Genomic DNA, 20,538 nt, shown 5'->3' on the forward strand with positions numbered 1-20,538 from the left:
GTGCATAAAGGGAAGTGGTCACATGGGCAATGTGAACAAAACGGGCATTCCCAACGGTTATTATAAGGTTGTGAAGGAATGGATCCGAGCCAAGGGCCTGCGTAAAAGGAAGCATATGAAGAAGTTGAACTTAGGCAGCCCCGTTCATCTCAACGAACCCATCGGCTTAGAAGATCCGACGTTCTGGACAGTTCGCTTCTCCGAAGCCGTGCAGCCCTTTAAGCAAAGAAACGGAATTGTCGAGATCATCCCCCGAGGGATCGTCTACGGCCCGAAGCCGGATATAATGACACCCGATCATAAGCTGGTATGGAGCCATTCGCGGGAGAAGCACAAGCTCCCCGAAGAGCATTCCATTTTCGAGCTAGACCGGTTGCCCAAATTAAAGGTCACCTCGGACACCGTAGCCCTGCTAAGTATCAAGGACAGCGGCATCTATTATCACTGGATGATGGATGTCCTTCCGCGTCTTCATATGCTCAAGGTTTGCGGCCTCCAACCGGATCGGTACATCATCAACGGGGCCAAACTAGCACCCTTTCAATACGAGACGTTGGAAGCGCTTGGGATTCCCAAGGACAAGGTGATAGAAAGTTATGACGGGCTGCATCTACAGCCCAGAAAGCTGGTTCTCCCTTACTTCACCAGAGGCATCCGGCCCAAATGGGCAGTTGATTTTCTTAAGCAAGAGCTTATGGTTAATAAACAAATCATGCCGGTCCCCGGCTTCGAGCGGTTGTTTATTAGCCGTTCCAAGGCTAGGAAACGAATGCTGACTAACGAAGCGGATATTTATGCATATTTGAAGCCGTATGGCTTTCACTATGTCATCCTCGAAGACTTGACGGTAGCTGAACAGATTCAGCTGTTCGCTTCAGCGGAGATCATCGTTGCGCCGCACGGAGCAGGCCTGACGAACATGGTCTTCACCCCGCCAGGCGCGGCAATCATCGAGTTGGTTGCTCCAAGCCTGGTTCATAACTGCTACCCCATCCTGAGCAGTCTGATTGGACATCGCCATTACTACATTATCGGCGAAGGAGAACGCCCTCCAGAGTACGTCGATCCTCATGACAGGAGCGCCGATATTCACATTGCTATGGATGACTTCAAAGAGATCATGAGCCGGGCCGGCATCACATAACAAAAATCCGATAGGCAGTCTCCACAGTTGGAGCCGCCTATCGGATTTTTGTTTACGACTGTTTTTTCCCCTTTAGATACCATTTGATGTAATCATCGATGGTTGCCGGCAGAGCTTTTTTGGCATATTTGATATGTCTGAACAGTCTATCCTTCGCTTGTTCGTCAACCAGCCAATCGCTGGACATGGACTGGATGAGTTCATAAATCTCCTTGTTTTTGATCTCAAGGATTCTGTCTACATACGATTTTAATTGTTGGGTGTCCTTCAGCAGCGTGTTGCACCAACGATATATTTCTTTTTTCCGTACCTTCAGCGGTAAGAACTTTCTCTCCGGATTCGACGTCGAGATGTTGAAGCAGTTCGCATGATCGATCATTTTGAATTCGTATCGTTGACTGTCTGATTCTGTCGGCAGGAAAAGTAGATTCTTGGGATTTCGGTCCGAGTTTCCAATCCAATGATCGAAGACGATAAGTCCGGCAATTTGATCTGCGTTGACGAGCTGTTCCCTTGCCAAGCTCCCGGGCAGATTAAGGAATGTTACGGAGTCCTCGATATATCGGCTGGCAAACTGGTTGCCCGATTTGAACCCTATGCTAGCCAGCTCTTTGTTCTCATTAATAAACCGGCTTCGAACCTTTACGATTTTGTAGTCGGGAATCGGCAGCTGAAGCCGTTTGGCCAACGTATTTACGATATATTCGTAAGTGACGACCCAGTTGCCCTGCGGGTTATTTTTAAATTTAACCACATATTTATGACCATCATCGAACAGAATCAGGTGGGGAGAGGATCTCCCCCCGCTCATAGGCTTGACATAAGAAACAGGCTTTATTCTCCCCATTGGCTACTCCCTTCTGGATCATTAATGCAGGCCCAAGCCTTCGTATGCAAATCCTAACTCACCGAGATTCAATTTCTTTAAGAAGTTTCTCGTATCCAGAATATACCGATTTTTCATTAGTTTATAAACGGTCTCCCAGTTCATCAGCCTGTACTCATCCCAGTGGGTTAGCAGGACAAGCGCATCTGCACCTGCGGCCGCATCGATCGGCCGTTCACAATAACGGATTTGCAGCTGGCTGTTCATTTGTTGAAACATGGACATCCCTTTCGGGTCATGCACCGACACATTAGCGCCCAGATCAAGCAGCTTTCCAATGATATAAGAAGCTTGCGTGTGACGGGCATCGTCCGTGTTCGGTTTGAATGTGAGGCCGAGAATGGCAATGTTTTTACTATTTAAGGAGGTCAGGCTTCTCTGAATCTTCTGGATGCAGTAATCGTGCATGCTGATATTCGATTCAATGGCTGCTTTCACAAGGGTAAGCTCACTGCCGTACTTCTGGCTCTCGGATAATATTTCCGCCGTATCCTTCGGAAAACAACTCCCGCTCCACCCGCTGGAAACTTGGAGGAATTTATTGCCGATCCGTGTGTCGAGTCCCATTCCATAAGAGACATCGTTGACATTGGCGCCAAGCGAGTCACAGAGCCGGGCCACTTCGTTGATATAACTGATCTTTACAGAAAGAAAGGCGTTGGATACGTATTTAATCAATTCCGCACTCTTCGCATCCGTTTCAAACAGCACCGTTTTCGTAGCCTCAAGGCTATCGGCAGACGCGAGGTGCGCGGTAAGCTCAGCATAATTCGTTCGTTCCAACAGCGGTTTGTAGAGATCCCGCATCATCTTCTTTGCCTTCGGCGAGCCTGAGCCGATAATAATTCGCTCCGGGAAGAACACATCCTCTAACGCGAAGCCTTCTCTCAGAAACTCAGGATTGCTAACGACCGCAAAGTGCCGGTTGTTCTCTAAGCCTGATACTTCCTCGATGATCGTTGCGACCAGTTCGGATGTACCTACGGGCACGGTTGACTTATTGACAATAACGGTGAACCGGCTGGGGTTCAAATGCTCGCCAATGCTTCTGGCAGCTGCTTTGACATATTTCAACTCAACTGCTCCATCCGGTTTGGATGGGGTGCCGACGGCGATAAATACAACGTCCGCCTCATACACACAATCATAAGTCTGTGTTGCAGAAAGACGCGAGGCCTGCACCATTCGCTCGATACAAGTAGCCAGGCCCGGCTCATAGATCGGACTTATGCCTCCGTTAATCTCGTTAACCTTACGCGCGTCCATGTCTACAATGATTGTTGGAAACCCTAGGATGGCAAAGGCAGTTCCCGTCACACTTCCTACATAGCCGGAGCCTATACAAACAACTTTCATCGCTATCCTCCTCCACCTTTACTTCGACAGTTTTGCCTGGTATGCCTCAATCGTAAGACGCAGACCTTCCTTTAAATCAATGAACGGCTCCCAGCCTAATAGCGTCTTCGCCTTGTCTATCACAGGCCGCCTTACTTTAGGATCATCCTGAGGAAGGGGACTGAAGGTTATCCTGCTTGAGGACTGCGCCAAGCTCTTGACCAAATGTGCGACCTCCATCACGGAGATTTCTACAGGGTTTCCAAGATTGATCAATTGTCCATTGGCTTCTTCGCGGTCCATCATCAATCGCAAGCCTCTAACGGTATCGTCGACATAGCAAAAAGAGCGGGTTTGCGAGCCATCGCCATAGACCGTTATATCTTGGCCGTTCAAGGCTTGCGTAACGAAGTTGGAAATCACCCGGCCGTCATCATTCCTTAATCCCGCCGAGTACGTATTGAAGATTCGGGCAACCTTCACCTTGACGCCATAACGTGAAGCATATTCGTAGCAATACACTTCGCCAAGCCGTTTCGCCTCATCGTAACAAGCTCTAGGTCCCCACGTATTGACATTGCCCCTGTAGTCCTCCGGTTGAGGATGAACCACCGGGTCTCCGTAGGCCTCGCTTGTGCTGGTGAATACCATCTTGGCGTTGTTTCTGCGAGCCAACTCGAGCATATTCGCCGTACCTGCCGTATTCACCCGGATCGTTGCAAATGGCTCTGCCTGATAAAACTTAGGGGATGCCGGAGACGCCAGATGATAAATTTCATCGATCCCGCTTAATGCGGGCATGGATCCTGCGTGCTCTTCAGCGACGTCACAGGCGAAGCATGTAAAAAGCTTAGATTCGGATAATTCTCGTATGTTCTCTGCTTTACCGGTTGAGAAGTTATCCAAGCCGATAACCTGGTGGCCGCGCTGAATCAATTCCTTCGCGAGGTGGGATCCCAGAAACCCGGCTGCTCCGGTGATTACCACTTTCTTCAAAGCGATCCACCATCCTCTGCTAAAACCCGGTACAAATATTTCTTGAATTCCTCCTGCAGCTCCTTATTCTTGCACGCAAGCTCAACCGTGGCTTTTAAGAAACCAAGTTTATCTCCAACATCGTACAAATTACCTACAAATTTATAGGCATAGAGAGGCTGACGCTTCATCAGCTCCTGCATGGCATCCGTCAATTGAATTTCGTCCCCCGCACCTGAAGGAGTACACGCTAGAATTTCGAATATGTCAGGTTCCAAAATGTATCTGCCTACGATAGCTGTATTGGACGGAGGATTCACAACCGGCTTCTCAACCAAAGCTTTCACCTGATAGAGCCCATCTTTAATGAGATCTCCATCTACGATGCCATACATACCGACATCCGGCCACGCGACCTCTTTCACAGCGATGACAGAGGATTGCTTCTCTTCGTAGATTTGAATCAGCTGTTTGAGACACGGAGGATTGCTATCGATGACCATGTCGCCAAGCAGCACGGCGAACGGCTCGTTGCCGATAAATTTACGCGCGCACCAAATGGCATGACCGAGGCCAAGCGCCTGCTTTTGCCGCACATAATGAATGTCCACCATATTCGAAATATCGTCGACGATTTTCAGCAGCGATTGTTTATTTTTTTCCCTTAAGTTAAATTCAAGCTCGTAGTTGATATCAAAATGATCTTCAATCGACCGCTTGCTTCGTCCAGTTACAATGATGATATCTTCAATGCCGGATTCGACGGCTTCCTCGACGATATATTGAATCGTCGGTTTATCGACAATGGGCAGCATTTCCTTGGGCATTGCTTTTGTTGCCGGAAGGAATCTCGTTCCTAGGCCAGCAGCCGGGATGATCGCTTTTTTTATTTTCCCCATCACATACCCGCTTCCTTTCTTGGATATCAACTATGACTCAAATTCCCCGCTCACAACGACATGCAGGTTCGGCCTTCTCACAGCCGACGCATTAGATACGAATACGCCATGATTGTTTAACTGATCCTGCTGCCAATTTTGAGCCAGCCGGGTACAGTCCCACGTAAAGAGCAAGCTTTGGTTCGGCTTCGCTTTTCGATTCATCGCGCTTTTGAAAATCGGTAATTTACGAACCCGGGGTCTTCGGCGCAATATGCTCTTTGTGGACCAAGGCGTCTTAATCCGATGTATGCGAAGAACTTTCGTTATCGCCGGGATCTGCATCACAGCACGCTCTATGGTGCAGCCTTGAGGCAGTTCGTTTAAATTGAATGAAAAATAAGAGACCGGCCTCTTTCCAATTCGTATTCTTCGGTATCGGTTAGGAGAAATATAAACTGTACGGGTGGTTTTTCCTTCGATCGGTGCCTTCGCCGTTTCTTCGCTTGGAGCAGCGGATTCTGCCGTGTCCGAGCCGGCTTCCGATTGCGGTGATGCAGCCGCTTCAGGTTTATCATCAGCCAATGCCTCTTGCAATTCGTCGTATTTCCCGTCCTCAACAATGCGTTTAAATTTCTCCACATATTTCGAAACTGAATGGTGCTCAGCTACATAATTTCTCGAACGCTCCCTCATCTGCTTGCGCAAATGTTTGTCTTTGTACAACTGTCGCATGGTAATATACAATCGATCTTCGACTGCATCATCATGCTTGATTTTACAAACCACACCGCTTGGCAGCTCTGAGAACGAATCAACATCCGAAACGATCGCAGCTTTGCCATGCGATAGAATGTCGAGCAAGCTTCCTGAAGCTTCTCCGTCCGCCGGGTACCGCAGCTGGATACAAGCATCCGAGTGGCTGAGCGTTGTCTGGTATTCGGCATGATCGACGGATCCTTTGAATTCCACCATTTGCTCAAGTCCCAGCTCAGCTACGAAGGCTTTCAGCTTTTTGATATAGCGGGACGAACCATCCCCAGCAATCGTGTATTTCATGTCCGTGCAGCCTTCGTCTTTCAGCCTTTTAAAGCAGCGTATTGCAAGCTCCAGGTTTCTATTTTCCGCAATGCGACCGAAGCTGGAAAATACAAAATCGCGATCCATCAAGAGCGAGATCATCACCGGAAGCTTTTGCGGCAGCGCACAATAGCCCACATTGCGAAACCCTTTGCTTTGCAGCTTTTTTTTGGCGTACTGATTATGAACAAGAATGGACTTGGCGGCGTGCAGCAGTTGTTCCGTGTCGATCAGCTCGGCTTGGGATTCCGTCCCATTGCGAAGCATTTTCTTCAACTGAAGATCGTGAAGATCAACAACACCCGGGTATTTCAATACATATGGGGTTATATAGGCATGAAGGATGCTATCGCCTAATTGGTACAAAATTTCATCATATTGACCAGCCTTTTGTGGAAATACATCGTGAGGATAAATGCGTTTCGCTTGTTCTTCCCCGATCTCTTGCGGTAATAGGGGCTCGTAGCCGCCATCAATGAACAAATCACATTCGTAAGACGTTTGCAGTGCTGGCAAAATGACATTCATATAAGCAGTAATACCGCTTTTGAGAGGTGTAAGAGGCGTGAATATCGCCAGTTTTTTTCGCAAAACAACCTCATACGCTTCATGAACCTTCGTTCCGTCGGGTTGTTCCTCCAATCGATCGATCCATTCGTATCCTTGATTCCGTAAATCGTTCCTTACCGCACCGTCAGTTAAACACGCCAATAACCCCTGAACGATGCCGTCGGGATTGGCCAGATCGACACTATAAGCCGCACTTGACCGCGAAGGAGACTGTGAGAATGTGAGCACGGGCGTACCGCAGGCCATCGCATCCAGCGCCTGCACACCATAGCCCTTATGCGGGGACGGATACACAAATACATCTGCACGACTGTACAGTTGAGCCAGCTTTCCGTCCGAGACATCCGAAAGCCACAAGGTGTCTTGCTCGACTCCGGCAAGGATGGCTTCAAAACGCAAGGATTGCTTTTCTGCTTCATCCATCTTACCTGCGATGACGAGCTGATATTTACTATGCAGCTGTCGATTTACTTGACCGAAGGCTCGGATCAGCTTCACGATAAGCTTCGTGTCAAACACATTTGCCGTGCTCAGGACAAAAGGTTTGCCGATCCCAAACGTTTGCAAGCCATCCTTATCGCCGGAGTGCATAAACCGCCTATTAATGCTGCCATAGATCGAGATTATTTTTTCTGGAATGACTCCTAGCGTATCGATCGCTTCCTGCTCTAATTGATCAGAATTCGTGAGTATCAAATCACAGGATCGAATAAAATCGGTAAAAGCAACCTGGTTATCACTATTCTTAAACTCGCCGTACGGGATCATGTCATGCAGGAGCACAGCCACTTTCGTTGTCCCGAACCAAGCTTTCTTGAGGCTTGCAGACGAAATGTCAAACGGGCTCAGAATTTGAAACAAATCAATCGCGTTCTCTCTCAGAAATCGTTCCAGCTGAACCTCCATAGGCTGCGCATTCGGGCCTGTTTCCGGGTAGAAAGAATGGAAGCTGTGGTTATGATTTTCTTTCTGAATCGAACGTATGAATCTCCTGGCGAATTTGCCCACAGCACGCTCATGTGATTTCGTTCGTGTAAATGACATATCGAATGCGATATTCATGCGTTCACCACCTGATTGACTTAAATTTCTACTTTGAAGACTCCATCATGCTTATCGCGATTTTAATATTTTGCTCCTCCGATTTCGGGCAAACGAGTAAGCCGTCCTTCGTGGAAACGATGATCAAATCGCTGACTCCGATTGCCACCACCTTTTGATCTTCCGCATAAATAATCGAGTTGGCGGCATGGAGGGAGTGGACCTCTCCGAAAAACAAATTTCCCTGTTCATCCTTAGGAAAAACCCGTTCCAGCGCATTCCACGAACCTACGTCATCCCAAACGAAATGAACGGGGATCGTATACACACTCTCGGCCTTCTCCAAAATGGCATAGTCCACAGATAATCTGGGCAGCGAAGCATAAACGGTCTCTAATGGAAGATCGGATAGCCACAGCTTATGCCACATCTCACTTTGATGAATCTTCATATAATAATTAATTGTCGAAGGCTTCCAAATGAAAATACCGCTATTCCAGTACATATTCGGCTCCTTCATGAATTCACGGGCACGTTTCTTGTCTGGCTTTTCTACAAAGCTCAGCACACGCTTGGTCTGGCCTGGCATCGAGTTCGCTTCCGCCCGTATATACCCGAAGCCCGTCTCCGGCCTTGTCGGAACAATCCCTAGCGTGACAATCGATGCATCCTGTTTCGCAATCGCTTCCGCTTCCAGCAATACCCTCATCAATTCCGCATCGTCGGGAATGTATTGGTCGGAGGGAGTCGTCACGATGACGTCATCCAGTTCTTGCTGCAAAAAAAACCTCGCTGTTAAAGCCATACAAGGTCCGGTATCCCTTTGATAGGGCTCCACAATCATGCGGCTCGGATCTAAGAGCGGCAGCTGCTCATGAATTAATGAGGTGTAGGATGAGCCCGCAACCACATAGATATCCGCCACGTCTACATACTTGCTAAATCTTTGGTAAGTCTGCTGAAGCATGCTTTCATTGGAAGTTAAAGCCAAAAATTGCTTAGGCTTCGTTTCCACGCTTCGCGGCCAAAAACGCAGTCCCTTGCCTCCTGCCATAATTACGACTTTCATCAGAGACTCATCTCCTTCAAAGCATCCGGGATATCTGCTTCATTCTATGCGTTCAACTACTGCGAAACATGGACGAATAGCGGAGAAGACAAAAAAATGGGTTTTATCCCTAGCTTTCACTGCTGATGGCAGCAAAAAAAGCAGGATCGGTGCGAAGCACGACCCTGCCTGATTACTGCGTTATTTATTTCCTATTGCCATCCAGTTGACGATCCCGTAGATTTCTGGGGAGAAACGTGTTCTTACTAATGATAAAACCGCATAATTCGTATATTTTTGCTTAACAACCGCATAGCAAACGGTATGATTCGTTGTTCCAACTAACACATAGTTGCTATCCGCAAAAGGTTCATCGAAATAAATTTGAACATCGACGATTTCATCCTGCACTTTGTATTCGAAGGGAACAAGGCCGAATTGCTGCATGGCGACGGACTTTGAAGGAGGCAGCTGAACAGTACGGAATGATAATTTGCTTTCATCGACACTTCCCTCTGTCAGCTTCGTCCCGCTTATCGACCCTACAGCAAGATGTTCGCCGTATACGGAGCCAGGGGCTAGTTTGCTTCCGTCGATACTGCCAACTGCCAGCTTGGATCCGCTTAGCGCTCCGTCTGCAATATGCTCGTCGCTTACCGCCTCGCTGGCCAATTTACTTCCGTCGACGCTGCCTGACGCAATCTTCACTGCAGTCACTGCTCCAACAGCAAGATGCACGCTGCTTACCGCACCGAAGGCCAGCATACCGCTGTCTATGCTACCTGTGGCAAGTTTACCTAAGCTAATAGCACCGTCTGCGAGGTGCTCGCTGCTGATTGCTCCAGGAACCAGCTTCGTGCCATCGACGCTGCCGCTTGCCAGCTTCGCTCCGGTAACAGAGTTGTCAGCAAGATGCTCCCCATGTACGGCTCCATCCGCCAGCTTCGTATTGTCTACGATCCCATCCGCTAAATGACGTCTGGTCACAGCTCCCTGGACAATTTTGTACGTGTCCACGCTCTCCGCCATCAGCTTCGTACCGCTGATTGTTCCATCGACCAAGTGCTCAGCGCTAACGCTGCCTTTGGTAAGCTTTGTGCCGTCTACACTCTCAGGAGCCAGCTTTGACCCGGTAATCGCCTCGTCGACGAGATGCTCATTGTTCACGGAGCAAGCAGCTAATTTGCCTCCATCCACACTGCCGGCCGCTAACTTCGACCCATTCACAGAGCCGAATGCGAGATGATCGCCGTAAACGGAATTATAGGCCAGCTTGCTGGCGTCTACACTGCCTGCCATTAGCTTCTTTCCGCTAATTGAACCGTCTGTGACATGCTCACCCTTGATGACGCCTTTGGCGAGTATAGTTCCGTCTACACTGCCTTCAGCCAGCTTGGCTGCCGTCACTGAGCCGTCTGCCAGATGCTCCATACTTACGGCACCAACAACCAGTTTAGTGCCGTCAACGCTGCCTGCGGCCAGTTTAGCTGCGCTAATGACACCATCTGCGAGATGCTCGCCATAAACGGAACCGTTTGACAGCTTAGTCCTGGTCACCGCACCATCCGTCAAATGCTCGCTACTCACACTGTCTTTAGTAAGCTTGCTGCCATCTATACTGCCTTCAGCTAACTTAGCTCTGCTTACAGCTCCATCGGCCAAATGTTCGCCATGTACAGCTTCAGGCGTTAGCTTCGAACTGTCTATGACTCCGTCCGCAAGGTGTATGCCATTCACGGCTCCCGGAGCAAGTTTGTTCGCGTCAACACTCTCTGCCATTAATTTGGCACTGTTAATTGAACCGTCTGTAAGATGCTCAGCGCTAATGCTGCCTGCAGCGAGCTTGCTGCCGTCTACACTGCCTGCGGCCAGCTTTGCTCCGGTAACTGCACCGTCTACCAGATGCTCGCTGCTCACTGCCCAAGCGGCTAGCTTGCTGCCGTCCACACTGCCTGCTTCCAGCTTCGATCCGCCTACTGAACCAAGCGCCAGATGCTCTCCGTAAACAGAATTATGAGCCAGCTTGCTTGCATCTACACTGCCTGCCGTCAGCTTCTTTCCACTAATCGAACCGTCAGTGACATGCTCACCCTTGATAACGCCTTTGGCGAGTATAGTTCCGTCTACACTGCCTTCTGCCAGCTTGGCTGTCGTCACTGAGCGGTCAGCAAGATGCCCGCTATTTACGGCTCCGCTTACCAGCTTGCTGCCATCTACACTGTTTGCTGCTAGTTTAGCTGCACTAATGACGCCATCCTCGATATGCTCACCGTAAACGGAACCGCTCGACAGCTTGCTGGCATCAATGCTGCCTACCGCAAGCTTAGCCCCTGTCACCGCGCCATCGGCAAGATGCTCGCTGTTCACACTGTTTTTGGTCAGCTTGCTGCTATCTACGCTGCCTTTGGCTAACTTGGCTCTGCTTACAGCCCCGTTGGCCAGATGCTCGCCCTGTACAGCTTCGCTCGCCAGCTTCTGGCTATCAATGGCACCGTCGAGTAAATGGTCGCGTGTGATCTCGCCAGTTGCCAGCATCGAGCCGGAGATGCTGCCTTCTGCCAGCTTGCTCATGCTGATTGCACCGTCAGCCAAATGCTCGCTGTGGATACTTCCGATCACCAGCTTGCTGCCGTCAATGCTGGCCTCCTTCAGCTTAGCTCCGCTAATAGACCCATCGATAAGATGAGCCTCACCGATCACTCCGTGAGCGAGTTTAGTACCGTCCACGCTGCCTGCCGCCAATTTGGCACTGCTGACAACACCGTCGGCCAAATGCTTCCCAAACACCGAGTTAACGGCCAGCTTGCCGGCGTCCACACTGCCTGCCGCCAACTTCGAACCAAGAATCGCGCCGTCCGCGAGGTGCTCGCCTTCCACCGCTCCACTTGCCAGCTTGCTCGCATTCACGCTGCCCGGTTCGAGCTTGGCTCCGCTGACAGCACCGTCTAAGAGATGTTCGCTGCTGACAGAGCCGATGGCCAATTTGGCACTGTCGATCACACCGTCAGCCAAGTGGTGGTAGCTAACCGAGCCTTCCGCCAGCTTGGAACCGTCTATGCTTTCAGAAGCCAATTTACTGCCATCCACAGCACCGTCTGCCAGGTGTTCGCGGGTTATCGCATCTTTAACAAGCTTGCTGCCATCGACACTGCCGACAGCCAATTTCTCGCCATGAACGGCTCCATTCGCCAGATGCTCGCTGCTGATAGAACCAAGCACTAATTTACTGCCATCCACACTGGCCGTTGCCAGCTTCGACGAGCTTACAGCACCATCAGCAATATGCTTGCCGAATACCGAATTGTTCGTCATCTTGCTAGCGTCCACACTGCCGGCGGCCAGCTTAACGCCGGTAACCGCACCGTCAGCCAAATGTTCATTCTCCACCGACGCATTAACCAGCTTGGTAGCGTCGACACTGCCCGAAGCGAGCTTAGCCCGGGTTATGGCTCCATAAGCAATATGATGGTTCTCGATAGTTCCGCCTACCAGCTTGCTGCCGTCCACACTGCCAGGAGCTAAGTGGTCGCCTCTGACCTCCCCGGTCATCAGCTTGCTGCCATCGATACTTCCTGCCTCCAGCTTGATGCCGCTAATTGCTTCATCTGCGATATGTTCACCCTGAATAGCTCCAATGGCAAGCTTGCTGCCGTCTACGCTCGCTGCCGATAGCTTCGCACCGGTTACTGCACCGTTCGCAAGATGCTCGGTTCCGACCGCACCATCGGCGATCTTGCTGCCGTCTACGCTGCCGGACGCCAATTTCTCAAGGCTTACCGCGCCATCAGCAAGGATTTCACTGCCCACCGTACCAATGACCAGCTTGCTGCCATCTACACTGCCCGCAGCCAGTTTAGCTCCGGTTACAGCCTCGTCAGCCAGATGTTCCGTGAGCACGGCTTCTTGGCTCAGCTTGCTGCCATCCACACTAGCTTCCGATAGTTTCTCTCCACTAACCGCACCATCCGCAATGTGCTGCGTATTGATCGCTTCCCAGATAATTTTGGTGCTGTCTACACTCCATGGCGCCAGCTTCGATGCTGTAACCGCTTCGTCCGCCATATGGTCGGTCCCAACAGCCTCGATTGCCAATTTACTGCTAACGACACTGCCCTCTGCTAATTTCTCGCTGCTCACAGCACCTGCTTTCAGGTGCTCGTTCTGTACGGCTCCGCTAATCAGTTTACTGCCGTCCACACTGTGTGGGGCCAGCTTTGAGCCGGTTACAGCTTCTTCCGCAAGATGACGGGCATGAATGGCTCCGCCAACCAGCTTGCTGCCATGAATGCTTTCATTGGCCAGCTTCGCTGCTGTAATCGCTCCGTCCAGAATATGTTCGCTATTGACCGCTTTTTCGGCAATCTTGCCGGCTGTCACACTGAAATCAGCAAGCTTTATTTCAGTAATCGCTTCGTTTTGAATTTTAGATGTCTGTACGGCGCCGTCCTGAATACTCGATGTCTGAACAACGCCTTCCTGCAAGTGCTGTGAATCTACAGAGCCAGGGGCAAGCTTTTGCCCGGTTACAGCATGATTAGCAATGAGCTCTTCCGTAACGGTTTGTTCAATTAGCTTCTTACCAGACAAACTTCGGTCGGCAAAAACGTCCAATTTGATTGAATTATCGCCCAGGTGCTCGGAACTAATCGTGCCTGGTTTAATATGAATGCCTTCGATGATATGTTCTTGTAAATGACGCGTTTCAATGGTGAGTGGCGCAATTTTATTGCTCGTTACGGCTTCTTCCGCAATTTTACTGGTTGTGACCGCCTCTTCATGCAATTGCCTCGTAATGATTTCTTCATTCGCAATATGCTCTCTGCGGATTACATAAAGCCCCAGCTGTTCCTCGCCAATCGAACGCAGCTCCAAGTGCTCCTTGGCAATGGCTCCATGCCCGACATGCACCCCTTGGACAGCTCCAGGGGCAATTTTCTCCGATGTTATACTCCCATCCTTGAGTTGGATAGAGTCGACACTCCCAGCAGCCAACTGTTCGGAAGTGATGGACCTAGGCGCTAATTTAGAGGTTGTAACCGAAAAGTCAGCCAAATGTTCAGCCGTGACGGATTGATTTTGGATATGCCTTGCTTCGATGCTGCTGTTAACAAGCTTCTCGGATGTAACCGAAGCGTCCTGGAGCAAATCGGTTTGTATGGAGCCTTTTCGCAGGTGCTCCGTTCCAATTTCACCCGCTCCGATGTTATCCCCGGTAATGCTTTCGCTGCCGATATGCATAGCTTGGATAGAAGCTTTCTTCAGATGAACAGATCCAACCGATTCCTTCGCTAGTTTAGCGCTTGTAACGGCTTGATCCCCGAGCTTCTCCTCTGTGACTGCCCGCTCGGCCAGCTTCTCTTCGATTACGGATTCCGGCTGCAGATGGGCGGTTTCAATCGCATTTTCTACAATATGAATGCTGTCTATCTGACATGGACTAATCGTCCTGCTCTGAACGCTTCCCGGAGCCAAATGCTGAAAGAGAATGCTTTCGGGCTGTAAATGGACGGGACCGATGCTATCATCGGCAATTTTATCATGCGTCACTGCTTGATCTCTCAGTTTATCCGTCGTGATAGCCGCGTCTGAGATTTTGGCCGTATCAATAATATTATTTGACAAATGCTTGGCTTGAATGGCTCCGCTGCGTATTTTCTCCGAGCTAACGGCCTGGTCATCGATCAATTCGGTCGAAATCACCATCTCGGACAAATGGTGCGACAAGATCGATCCATTCGCCAGCTTGATGGAGTCAATCACTTGATCCGCCAATTTATCGGCGGTGATACTGTTATCCATCAGCTTCTCTCCGGAAATGGAATGATTATGAATTTTCTCGCCGGAAACGCTGTGGGGGGCAATATGTTCGTCGTGAATGGCGCTGTTTGCAATTTTCTCTCTGGTCACACTTGCCGTAGCCAGCTTCGTGTGGTCGATTGCATGGTCCCTTATCACCTTGGTGCTAATGCTCTGCGGCTTGATTTTACTTTCATCCACTGCCCGATTGGCTATTTTTTCCGATGTAATCGCTTCTTCAACGATATCATCGGTATAGACAACAGGGTTGGAAGACATTCCGGCTTTCCGCTCCGTCAACAAAATGAGCGGTGGTGCAGGGTTGACTGCACGGTTAGGCGGGATTGAGGCTTGCGGCTGCGGCTTTTCCAAGGGGGGAGCTTCCGTTTTCTTCGGTTTGGGAATCATTTTGGTTGCATTCGTGGTGACAACAGCCTGAACATTGTTCTTTTGCTCGCGTTCGGGGTTAGGCTGGGCAAGCGCGGAATCCGATTCATCCAACCACTTCAGCTCGTTCGTATAGGAATTCACTCGTTGCACTTGCTGCTTTCGGGGGACGCCACGATTGCTATTCCGTTTGCTCATAGACTCCTCTCCATTTCTTCATGGTCTAGTCATTTGTAACATATTCATACATCCAGTAAAATGTACGTTTGCCCTTTAAAATGTGCATTAACCCAGGTGCTATTTTGATATGCTCGGAAATCAAAATCGTCACCCAGGTAGCATCACCTCATGGACTTCATCATGCTCCGATATCGTTCAAACCATTGGTCAGCGCTTCGTTCCCACGTAAACAGATGCTTCACTCTCTGCAACCCCTGCTCGCCCATCACCTTCTGAAGCTCCACATCTCCAAGCACTCGAACCAAATAGCGGGGAAGTTCATCCGCAATTTGGTCCGGATTGATTAAATATCCGGTTGTACCATGATCAACAACTTCCTGGATCCCCCCCGAACGTGTGGCAACTACCGGCACACCCGCCGCCATGGCCTCAACATTGACTAGACCGAATGCTTCATTCGGTGCAGAAGGAACAGCAACTACATCCGCCAGTTGGTACCATTTGGCAATGTCGTTATGGGCCACGTACGGGAAGAAACGGACATATTGCGGCATTGAGCTCCCCATCCTGTGCAGTTTACGGACATAATCCGTTTGTGTATCTTTTCCGTAGTAGGCGCTGCCAACAATAAGCAAGATAGCATCGGGCTCAGATCGGATCACTTGGAGCATCGCATCTAGCAGATGATGTACGCCTTTCTTCGGGATGAGCCTTCCGACGAATAAAATGATTTTCTTATTCTCATACCCTAGCTTTTTCAGCGTTTCCAGGCGGGATTCGCTTCCTTCCGGGGTCCATTTGGATGTAAATTGCGACAGATCCGCTCCGAGATGCTGAGTCACGACTTTATGGGAGCAGCTAGGAACCTTACGTTGGATTAACCGCTTTAGGAAATCACTATTGACAACAATGACATTCGCAGCTCGAAGGCATGTCGACAGCTCTCGAACGGAGATGTGAGGCATGGAAATAAAAGAGGTGGAATGCAGCATTAAGCTAATCTTGATTCCCGGATGCCGCCTGCGTAAATACCGTACAAACCGCGGACGATTCTCAACCTGGATAACGTTCGGTTTTACCAATTTGATTTGCTGGCTGACCCTCGCTATATAAGAAGCAGGTTTCTCGTATCGAACACGTAAATAATGAACGCCTTCTTGAACCTCATGGCTCGGTTGATGCAATGTTTTACGCCCAAGCACATACACCCCCATATGTTTAACTAAATGCTTGGCTGTATGGTTAACGACCATTTCTACCGAACTGCTTGTTCCAGATGGTATGGGGAAAGTACCGGGTGTTACAATGGCTACTTTGATCGGCAAGCTGCACATTTTCTGACCCCTTTCCGTATCCGTTAAATGCCTTATGCGGCCTCTTTTCTATACATATGCGGATTTTATGGGTTAGTCTGGGTATTTGCCCCTACATTCTGTGCAAACGTCACATCTTCTAACGGGTCTATCAGCATCCGTACAAACAAGCAGCCCTGCTTTTCCATAAACTAAATGAAGACATCCGCAACACCTGCCAGTAAATTGAATGTAAAGGAGTGAAAGGAATACAATGGAAAATCCCTATGTGGGCATTTTAATAAACGACACCTTATTCGATGGCATCCCTCAAGGGAAGACAATATACGAAGCTATTCATTACTACAGTGAAGCTGGCAAAAAATATGGGGTGATTCCTTGCTATTTCCGCATTCAAGATGTTCGAATAGATTCGATGAAGGTACGCGCTTACATCCCCTCCGGCGATAAATTCGTCCTTGCATGGATCGATCTGCCTAAAGTCATTCACAACCGCGCCATTTACCTGGATCATGCTTCTTATGACATGTTGGAAAGCTGGACGCAGCACGGTATCATTCTATTTAATCGTTGGAACCGTTACAGCAAGCTGCTTATCCATCAGATTCTGCTGAAAGACGACTCGATAAGGCCGCATATGCCTGGTACGTACGCGGCAAACCTAATAAATTTGAGAATGATGATGAACGCCTATGATTCGCTTATTATTAAGCCAACGAATTCCAGTATTGGCCGTGGGATTATGAAAATGGATCGGGTTGGAAAGGGCTGGAATCTCATCTATCCGGCAAGCATGCGAATCAGCAATCGCATATGGCGGCAAGTCCGTTTTTCGAAACAGCTCCCGGCCTCCCTGCAAAAAAAGCTCAAAACCCGCTCTTACATCGTCCAGCAATGCTTACCGCTGGCTCAATATGACGGCCGTCCATTTGATCTGCGCATTTCGGTCCAGCGCGGCGATTGCGGTGAATGGGGAATAACGGGGATTGTTGCCAAAGTGGCTTCCCGAAAGCACTTTCTTACGAATGTGGCGCAAGGAGGCGAAGTCATGCGCTTATCGGATATTCTGGCGAAAGAATATCCGGCACTCGATCAGGCAGCCGTTTTTCAGCAGATCACTGATTTTACAATGCGCGTAACCAAGCATTTAAGTGCGGAGTTGCCCCATTTGGCTGATATTGGGCTAGACATCGGACTTACCAGCCATGGCTTCCCTTTATTTATTGAATGCAACAGCAAAGATCAACGTTATAGCTTTAAGGAAGCCGATATGATGGATGAATGGAAGGCAACCTTCTACAAACCGATCGCCTATGCCAAATTTTTATTGGATGGCGGAATCCCTGTTTATTAATTGCAGCATGCAGGGATATAACAAAAACCTTTATCTCCCCAGGCAATATAACCAGGGAAATAAAGGCTTTTTCATTTGTGAAGATAGGTTTCCAGAAGGTGCTTCACATCACTATTTATTCGCTTCGTGTCAGGCGTTTTCACAGCCGCATCAGTCAGCTGATACTTCTGTTTCAGCTTGAGAACATGAACTACGCTTTCATCGACCGCTGCCATGGGAATTCGCTTCTCATCGACTGCTCGGCGAAGTGCCTTGGCAACCGCCACCACCTTCTCATAATCGTGACCGACCATCACGACATTTGTCCCGGCAAGAATCGACTTAACTGCAGCTTCACCGATATCATACGTTTTAATAATAGCTCCCATCGTCATGTCGTCTGTCATGATCAGTCCTTGGAAGCCCATCTCCTGCCGCAGCAGGTCCGTCATGATCTTCTTCGACATGGAAGCCGGGTTCTGGCCATCTACTTTGGGCAGCAAAATATGTGCTACCATCACCGCATCCGCTTGCTGCTTAAACGCCTCCGCAAAGGGCAGGAGCTCCAGTTTGCGCAGCCTTGCCAAATCATTCTGAACAACAGGAAGCTGGGCATGGGAATCCACGGACGTATCTCCGTGTCCTGGAAAATGCTTAACGACCGGCATCACCTTCTGAGTCTGCAAGCCCTTCATCGTTTGAATGCCCAAGGAGCTGACAATCGGCGCATTGGCCCCAAAGGAGCGATCGCCGATAACAGGATTGTTCGGGTTGCTGTTGATATCGAGCACGGGTGCGAAATCAACGTTCAATCCGAACGCTCTCAGCTCTTGGCCGAGCAGACTGCCAACTCCGAAGGCGAACTCCTTACTGTTCGTCTTTCCGATCTCTCCGCTCGGAGGTGTTTTCTCAATTTCATCAGGCAAGCGCGTTACTCTCCCGCCTTCTTCATCCACCCCAAGCCAGAGAGGCAGCTTATTCCCGGCATTCTCTTGCTTCAATGCATTCACAAGGGCAATCAACTGGCCTGTATCCTTCACATTCGTTTTATACAATATCAACCCGCCAACATGATAGGAATCAATGAGCTCACGAGCATGCTGACTCATTTCATAACCATCTATTCCAGCTAATATCAATTGGCCTATTTTCTCATCAACAGTCATTCCCTGAAGAATCGTCTGAACAGGATCCGCTGTTGGTGTCGGTACGGCTGAAGGACTAGCAGGGGGACTGCTTGCATGCGTCCCTGACGGCGCAGGCGAAGGAACAGCCGAAGGTTTCGCTGGCGCGTGTTGGAAGCATCCCGTCAGTACCGACAGACTTAAGCCTAGGGGCAGGCTATATTTCATAAACCGTTGGACAACTCCGAGCATCCTCTCACCTTCCTTATGTATGATCCTATTAATTGTTGGACGTCGGACGTCCGCATTTTGTTGCATCTATGTTTATTCCTGCCTAAACTGCTTCAACATCCGGAGCTGAATCACATACATGCCATAACTGCCCAAATAGGCTCCGCTTAACAGAAACCAATTATTTTGAAAAACCGCATGAATATTAGTCATAAACACCGTTTTATCGTGCAAAATTTCGTAGATTGCCAAAGTGCTGATGATACCGAAAATATACGCACACAGCACGGCCAGAACATTATAGACAACTCGCCACGACTTGAACAGCCAAGCTCCCAACAGCATAACCGGAGGGATAATACATATAATAACCGTTATGATTACCGTCATTTTCCTTGCTCACCTCATTACCATAGCATTGACGGTTTTTACTCTGAAAATACTTAATTGTACAAGTATTTGCTAGTTAAATACCGTTTCTAGTTAATTTCCTTTTTCATATAATATAAAAAACCTCACCAGGGAGGTTTTTCAGATACCTGCTTCTAGAGATTGGGAAAGCAAGCTGTTTTAACATGTTGTATATTTCGGAAAACGGAGGTTTGATCGGCCGTGATCAGCTCAGCCATATGTTGATTCACACTTTTCAGCAGGCCAATTTTGCTGGAGCTGCTTCCCCAGTCGAAAACGACAAGATGTCCCTCCAACTCTTTTAGCTGGCCTTCGAACGTATCGTTAAGCTGATTATCTGGTGAAGTCTCTGGCAATATGCTATTGAGCGCATACGGCAATGGATTGTTAGGGTAAGGAATTAACCATTTTAAGTGAAACATGGGGATATACATGGTCTTATGGATGGGGGAATAAAAAACAAAATAATTCGATTGTACGTTTGTGATATAACCGTGGATCGATTGATTGCCGGAGACATAAATCTGCAGGAAAATGCCAAAGGACTTTTTCAAAATTTCTTCGTAGGAAGTCTCATTTACGACATCCGTTACTTTATAGCCTATAATTTCATGAGGTACACTGGTTAATTGGATTGTTTGAATATGAACAGCTGGCACATATAGATAGTCATTACCGTCATAAATAACAACGATATCGGCGCCATAGTCAATTAACACACCACTTCGGGTCACGTTCTCAGTTATCTTCAACTCGATCGTTTTGCCGAGCATAGGCTGTAAACAATTCATATCCGTCTTACCTCC

The 20,538-nt window shown here is 48.9% G+C and carries 13 protein-coding genes; 2 read left to right on the plus strand and 11 right to left on the minus strand.

The annotated features are described in order from the left end of the window. The first annotated feature begins 22 nt into the window (after positions 1-22). Positions 23-1,144: a glycosyltransferase family 61 protein gene (locus PUT07_RS23040; protein ID WP_274470835.1), complete on the plus strand. Its 1,122-nt coding sequence runs from the start codon at positions 23-25 to the stop codon at positions 1,142-1,144. 52 nt (positions 1,145-1,196) lie between these two features. On the opposite strand, the gene PUT07_RS23045 is transcribed toward PUT07_RS23040, so the two are convergent. The 8 genes from PUT07_RS23045 to PUT07_RS23080 all read right to left on the minus strand — a co-directional run bounded on the left by PUT07_RS23045 (position 1,197) and on the right by PUT07_RS23080 (position 16,654). Next, the gene (locus tag PUT07_RS23045) at positions 1,197-1,991 is read right to left on the minus strand and encodes a HipA family kinase (protein WP_274470836.1); all 795 of its coding nucleotides are present in this window, start codon (positions 1,989-1,991) and stop codon (positions 1,197-1,199) included. 21 nt (positions 1,992-2,012) lie between these two features. Then, complete coding sequence (locus PUT07_RS23050; RefSeq protein ID WP_274470837.1) at positions 2,013-3,386, minus strand: UDP-glucose dehydrogenase family protein; 1,374 nt, start codon at positions 3,384-3,386, stop codon at positions 2,013-2,015. An 18-nt stretch (positions 3,387-3,404) separates the two neighbouring features. After that, the gene (locus PUT07_RS23055) at positions 3,405-4,361 is read right to left on the minus strand and encodes an NAD-dependent epimerase/dehydratase family protein (RefSeq protein WP_274470838.1); all 957 of its coding nucleotides are present in this window, start codon (positions 4,359-4,361) and stop codon (positions 3,405-3,407) included. After that, entirely contained in the window at positions 4,358-5,239 is an 882-nt protein-coding gene (gene galU, locus PUT07_RS23060; RefSeq protein ID WP_274470839.1) for a UTP--glucose-1-phosphate uridylyltransferase GalU, read from the minus strand. The genes PUT07_RS23055 and galU overlap by 4 nt, the downstream gene beginning before the upstream one ends. A gap of 30 nt (positions 5,240-5,269) precedes the next feature. After that, a complete protein-coding gene (locus PUT07_RS23065) occupies positions 5,270-7,930 on the minus strand; it encodes a glycosyltransferase (RefSeq protein ID WP_274470840.1) in 2,661 nt (886 codons plus the stop codon). A gap of 28 nt (positions 7,931-7,958) precedes the next feature. Continuing rightward, positions 7,959-8,978, minus strand: a complete 1,020-nt coding sequence (locus tag PUT07_RS23070) for a mannose-1-phosphate guanylyltransferase (RefSeq protein ID WP_274470841.1) — start codon at positions 8,976-8,978, stop codon at positions 7,959-7,961. Between the two features lie 180 nt (positions 8,979-9,158). Then, positions 9,159-15,338: a WIAG-tail domain gene (locus PUT07_RS23075; RefSeq protein ID WP_274470842.1), complete on the minus strand. Its 6,180-nt coding sequence runs from the start codon at positions 15,336-15,338 to the stop codon at positions 9,159-9,161. A gap of 143 nt (positions 15,339-15,481) precedes the next feature. Next, on the minus strand, positions 15,482-16,654 hold the full coding sequence (locus tag PUT07_RS23080; RefSeq protein WP_274470843.1) for a glycosyltransferase family 4 protein: 1,173 nt from the start codon (positions 16,652-16,654) through the stop codon (positions 15,482-15,484). Between the two features lie 232 nt (positions 16,655-16,886). Here PUT07_RS23080 and PUT07_RS23085 point away from each other — a divergent pair, with 232 nt between their 5' ends. Then, positions 16,887-17,987: a YheC/YheD family endospore coat-associated protein gene (locus PUT07_RS23085; RefSeq protein WP_274470844.1), complete on the plus strand. Its 1,101-nt coding sequence runs from the start codon at positions 16,887-16,889 to the stop codon at positions 17,985-17,987. 71 nt (positions 17,988-18,058) lie between these two features. Here the strand turns inward: PUT07_RS23085 and nagZ are convergent, their stop codons facing one another. The 3 genes from nagZ to PUT07_RS23100 all read right to left on the minus strand — a co-directional run bounded on the left by nagZ (position 18,059) and on the right by PUT07_RS23100 (position 20,523). Beyond that, positions 18,059-19,342 (minus strand): beta-N-acetylhexosaminidase, encoded by a 1,284-nt coding sequence (gene nagZ / locus PUT07_RS23090; protein WP_338000768.1) that lies wholly within the window; start codon positions 19,340-19,342, stop codon positions 18,059-18,061. Positions 19,343-19,414: 72 nt separating this feature from the next. Continuing rightward, positions 19,415-19,711 (minus strand): transposase, encoded by a 297-nt coding sequence (locus PUT07_RS23095; protein ID WP_274470845.1) that lies wholly within the window; start codon positions 19,709-19,711, stop codon positions 19,415-19,417. Positions 19,712-19,866: 155 nt separating this feature from the next. Further along, positions 19,867-20,523, minus strand: a complete 657-nt coding sequence (locus tag PUT07_RS23100; protein ID WP_274470846.1) for a DUF2642 domain-containing protein — start codon at positions 20,521-20,523, stop codon at positions 19,867-19,869. Positions 20,524-20,538 lie beyond the last annotated feature (15 nt).

The organism is Paenibacillus sp. MAHUQ-63, from assembly GCF_028765165.1.
Classification (GTDB): domain Bacteria; phylum Bacillota; class Bacilli; order Paenibacillales; family NBRC-103111; genus Paenibacillus_E.

Excerpts from the sequence above, each read along its gene's own strand:
- PUT07_RS23075 (WP_274470842.1), bottom strand. The coding sequence starts at position 15,338 with ATGAGCAAACGGAATAGCAATCGTGGCGTCCCCCGAAAGCAGCAAGTG.
- PUT07_RS23100 (WP_274470846.1), bottom strand. The coding sequence starts at position 20,523 with ATGAATTGTTTACAGCCTATGCTCGGCAAAACGATCGAGTTGAAGATA.
- PUT07_RS23070 (WP_274470841.1), bottom strand. The coding sequence starts at position 8,978 with ATGAAAGTCGTAATTATGGCAGGAGGCAAGGGACTGCGTTTTTGGCCG.
- PUT07_RS23065 (WP_274470840.1), bottom strand. The coding sequence starts at position 7,930 with ATGAATATCGCATTCGATATGTCATTTACACGAACGAAATCACATGAG.
- PUT07_RS23040 (WP_274470835.1), top strand. The coding sequence starts at position 23 with ATGGGCAATGTGAACAAAACGGGCATTCCCAACGGTTATTATAAGGTT.
- PUT07_RS23095 (WP_274470845.1), bottom strand. The coding sequence starts at position 19,711 with ATGACGGTAATCATAACGGTTATTATATGTATTATCCCTCCGGTTATG.
- PUT07_RS23045 (WP_274470836.1), bottom strand. The coding sequence starts at position 1,991 with ATGGGGAGAATAAAGCCTGTTTCTTATGTCAAGCCTATGAGCGGGGGG.
- PUT07_RS23080 (WP_274470843.1), bottom strand. The coding sequence starts at position 16,654 with ATGTGCAGCTTGCCGATCAAAGTAGCCATTGTAACACCCGGTACTTTC.
- nagZ (WP_338000768.1), bottom strand. The coding sequence starts at position 19,342 with ATGCTCGGAGTTGTCCAACGGTTTATGAAATATAGCCTGCCCCTAGGC.
- galU (WP_274470839.1), bottom strand. The coding sequence starts at position 5,239 with ATGGGGAAAATAAAAAAAGCGATCATCCCGGCTGCTGGCCTAGGAACG.
- PUT07_RS23085 (WP_274470844.1), top strand. The coding sequence starts at position 16,887 with ATGGAAAATCCCTATGTGGGCATTTTAATAAACGACACCTTATTCGAT.
- PUT07_RS23050 (WP_274470837.1), bottom strand. The coding sequence starts at position 3,386 with ATGAAAGTTGTTTGTATAGGCTCCGGCTATGTAGGAAGTGTGACGGGA.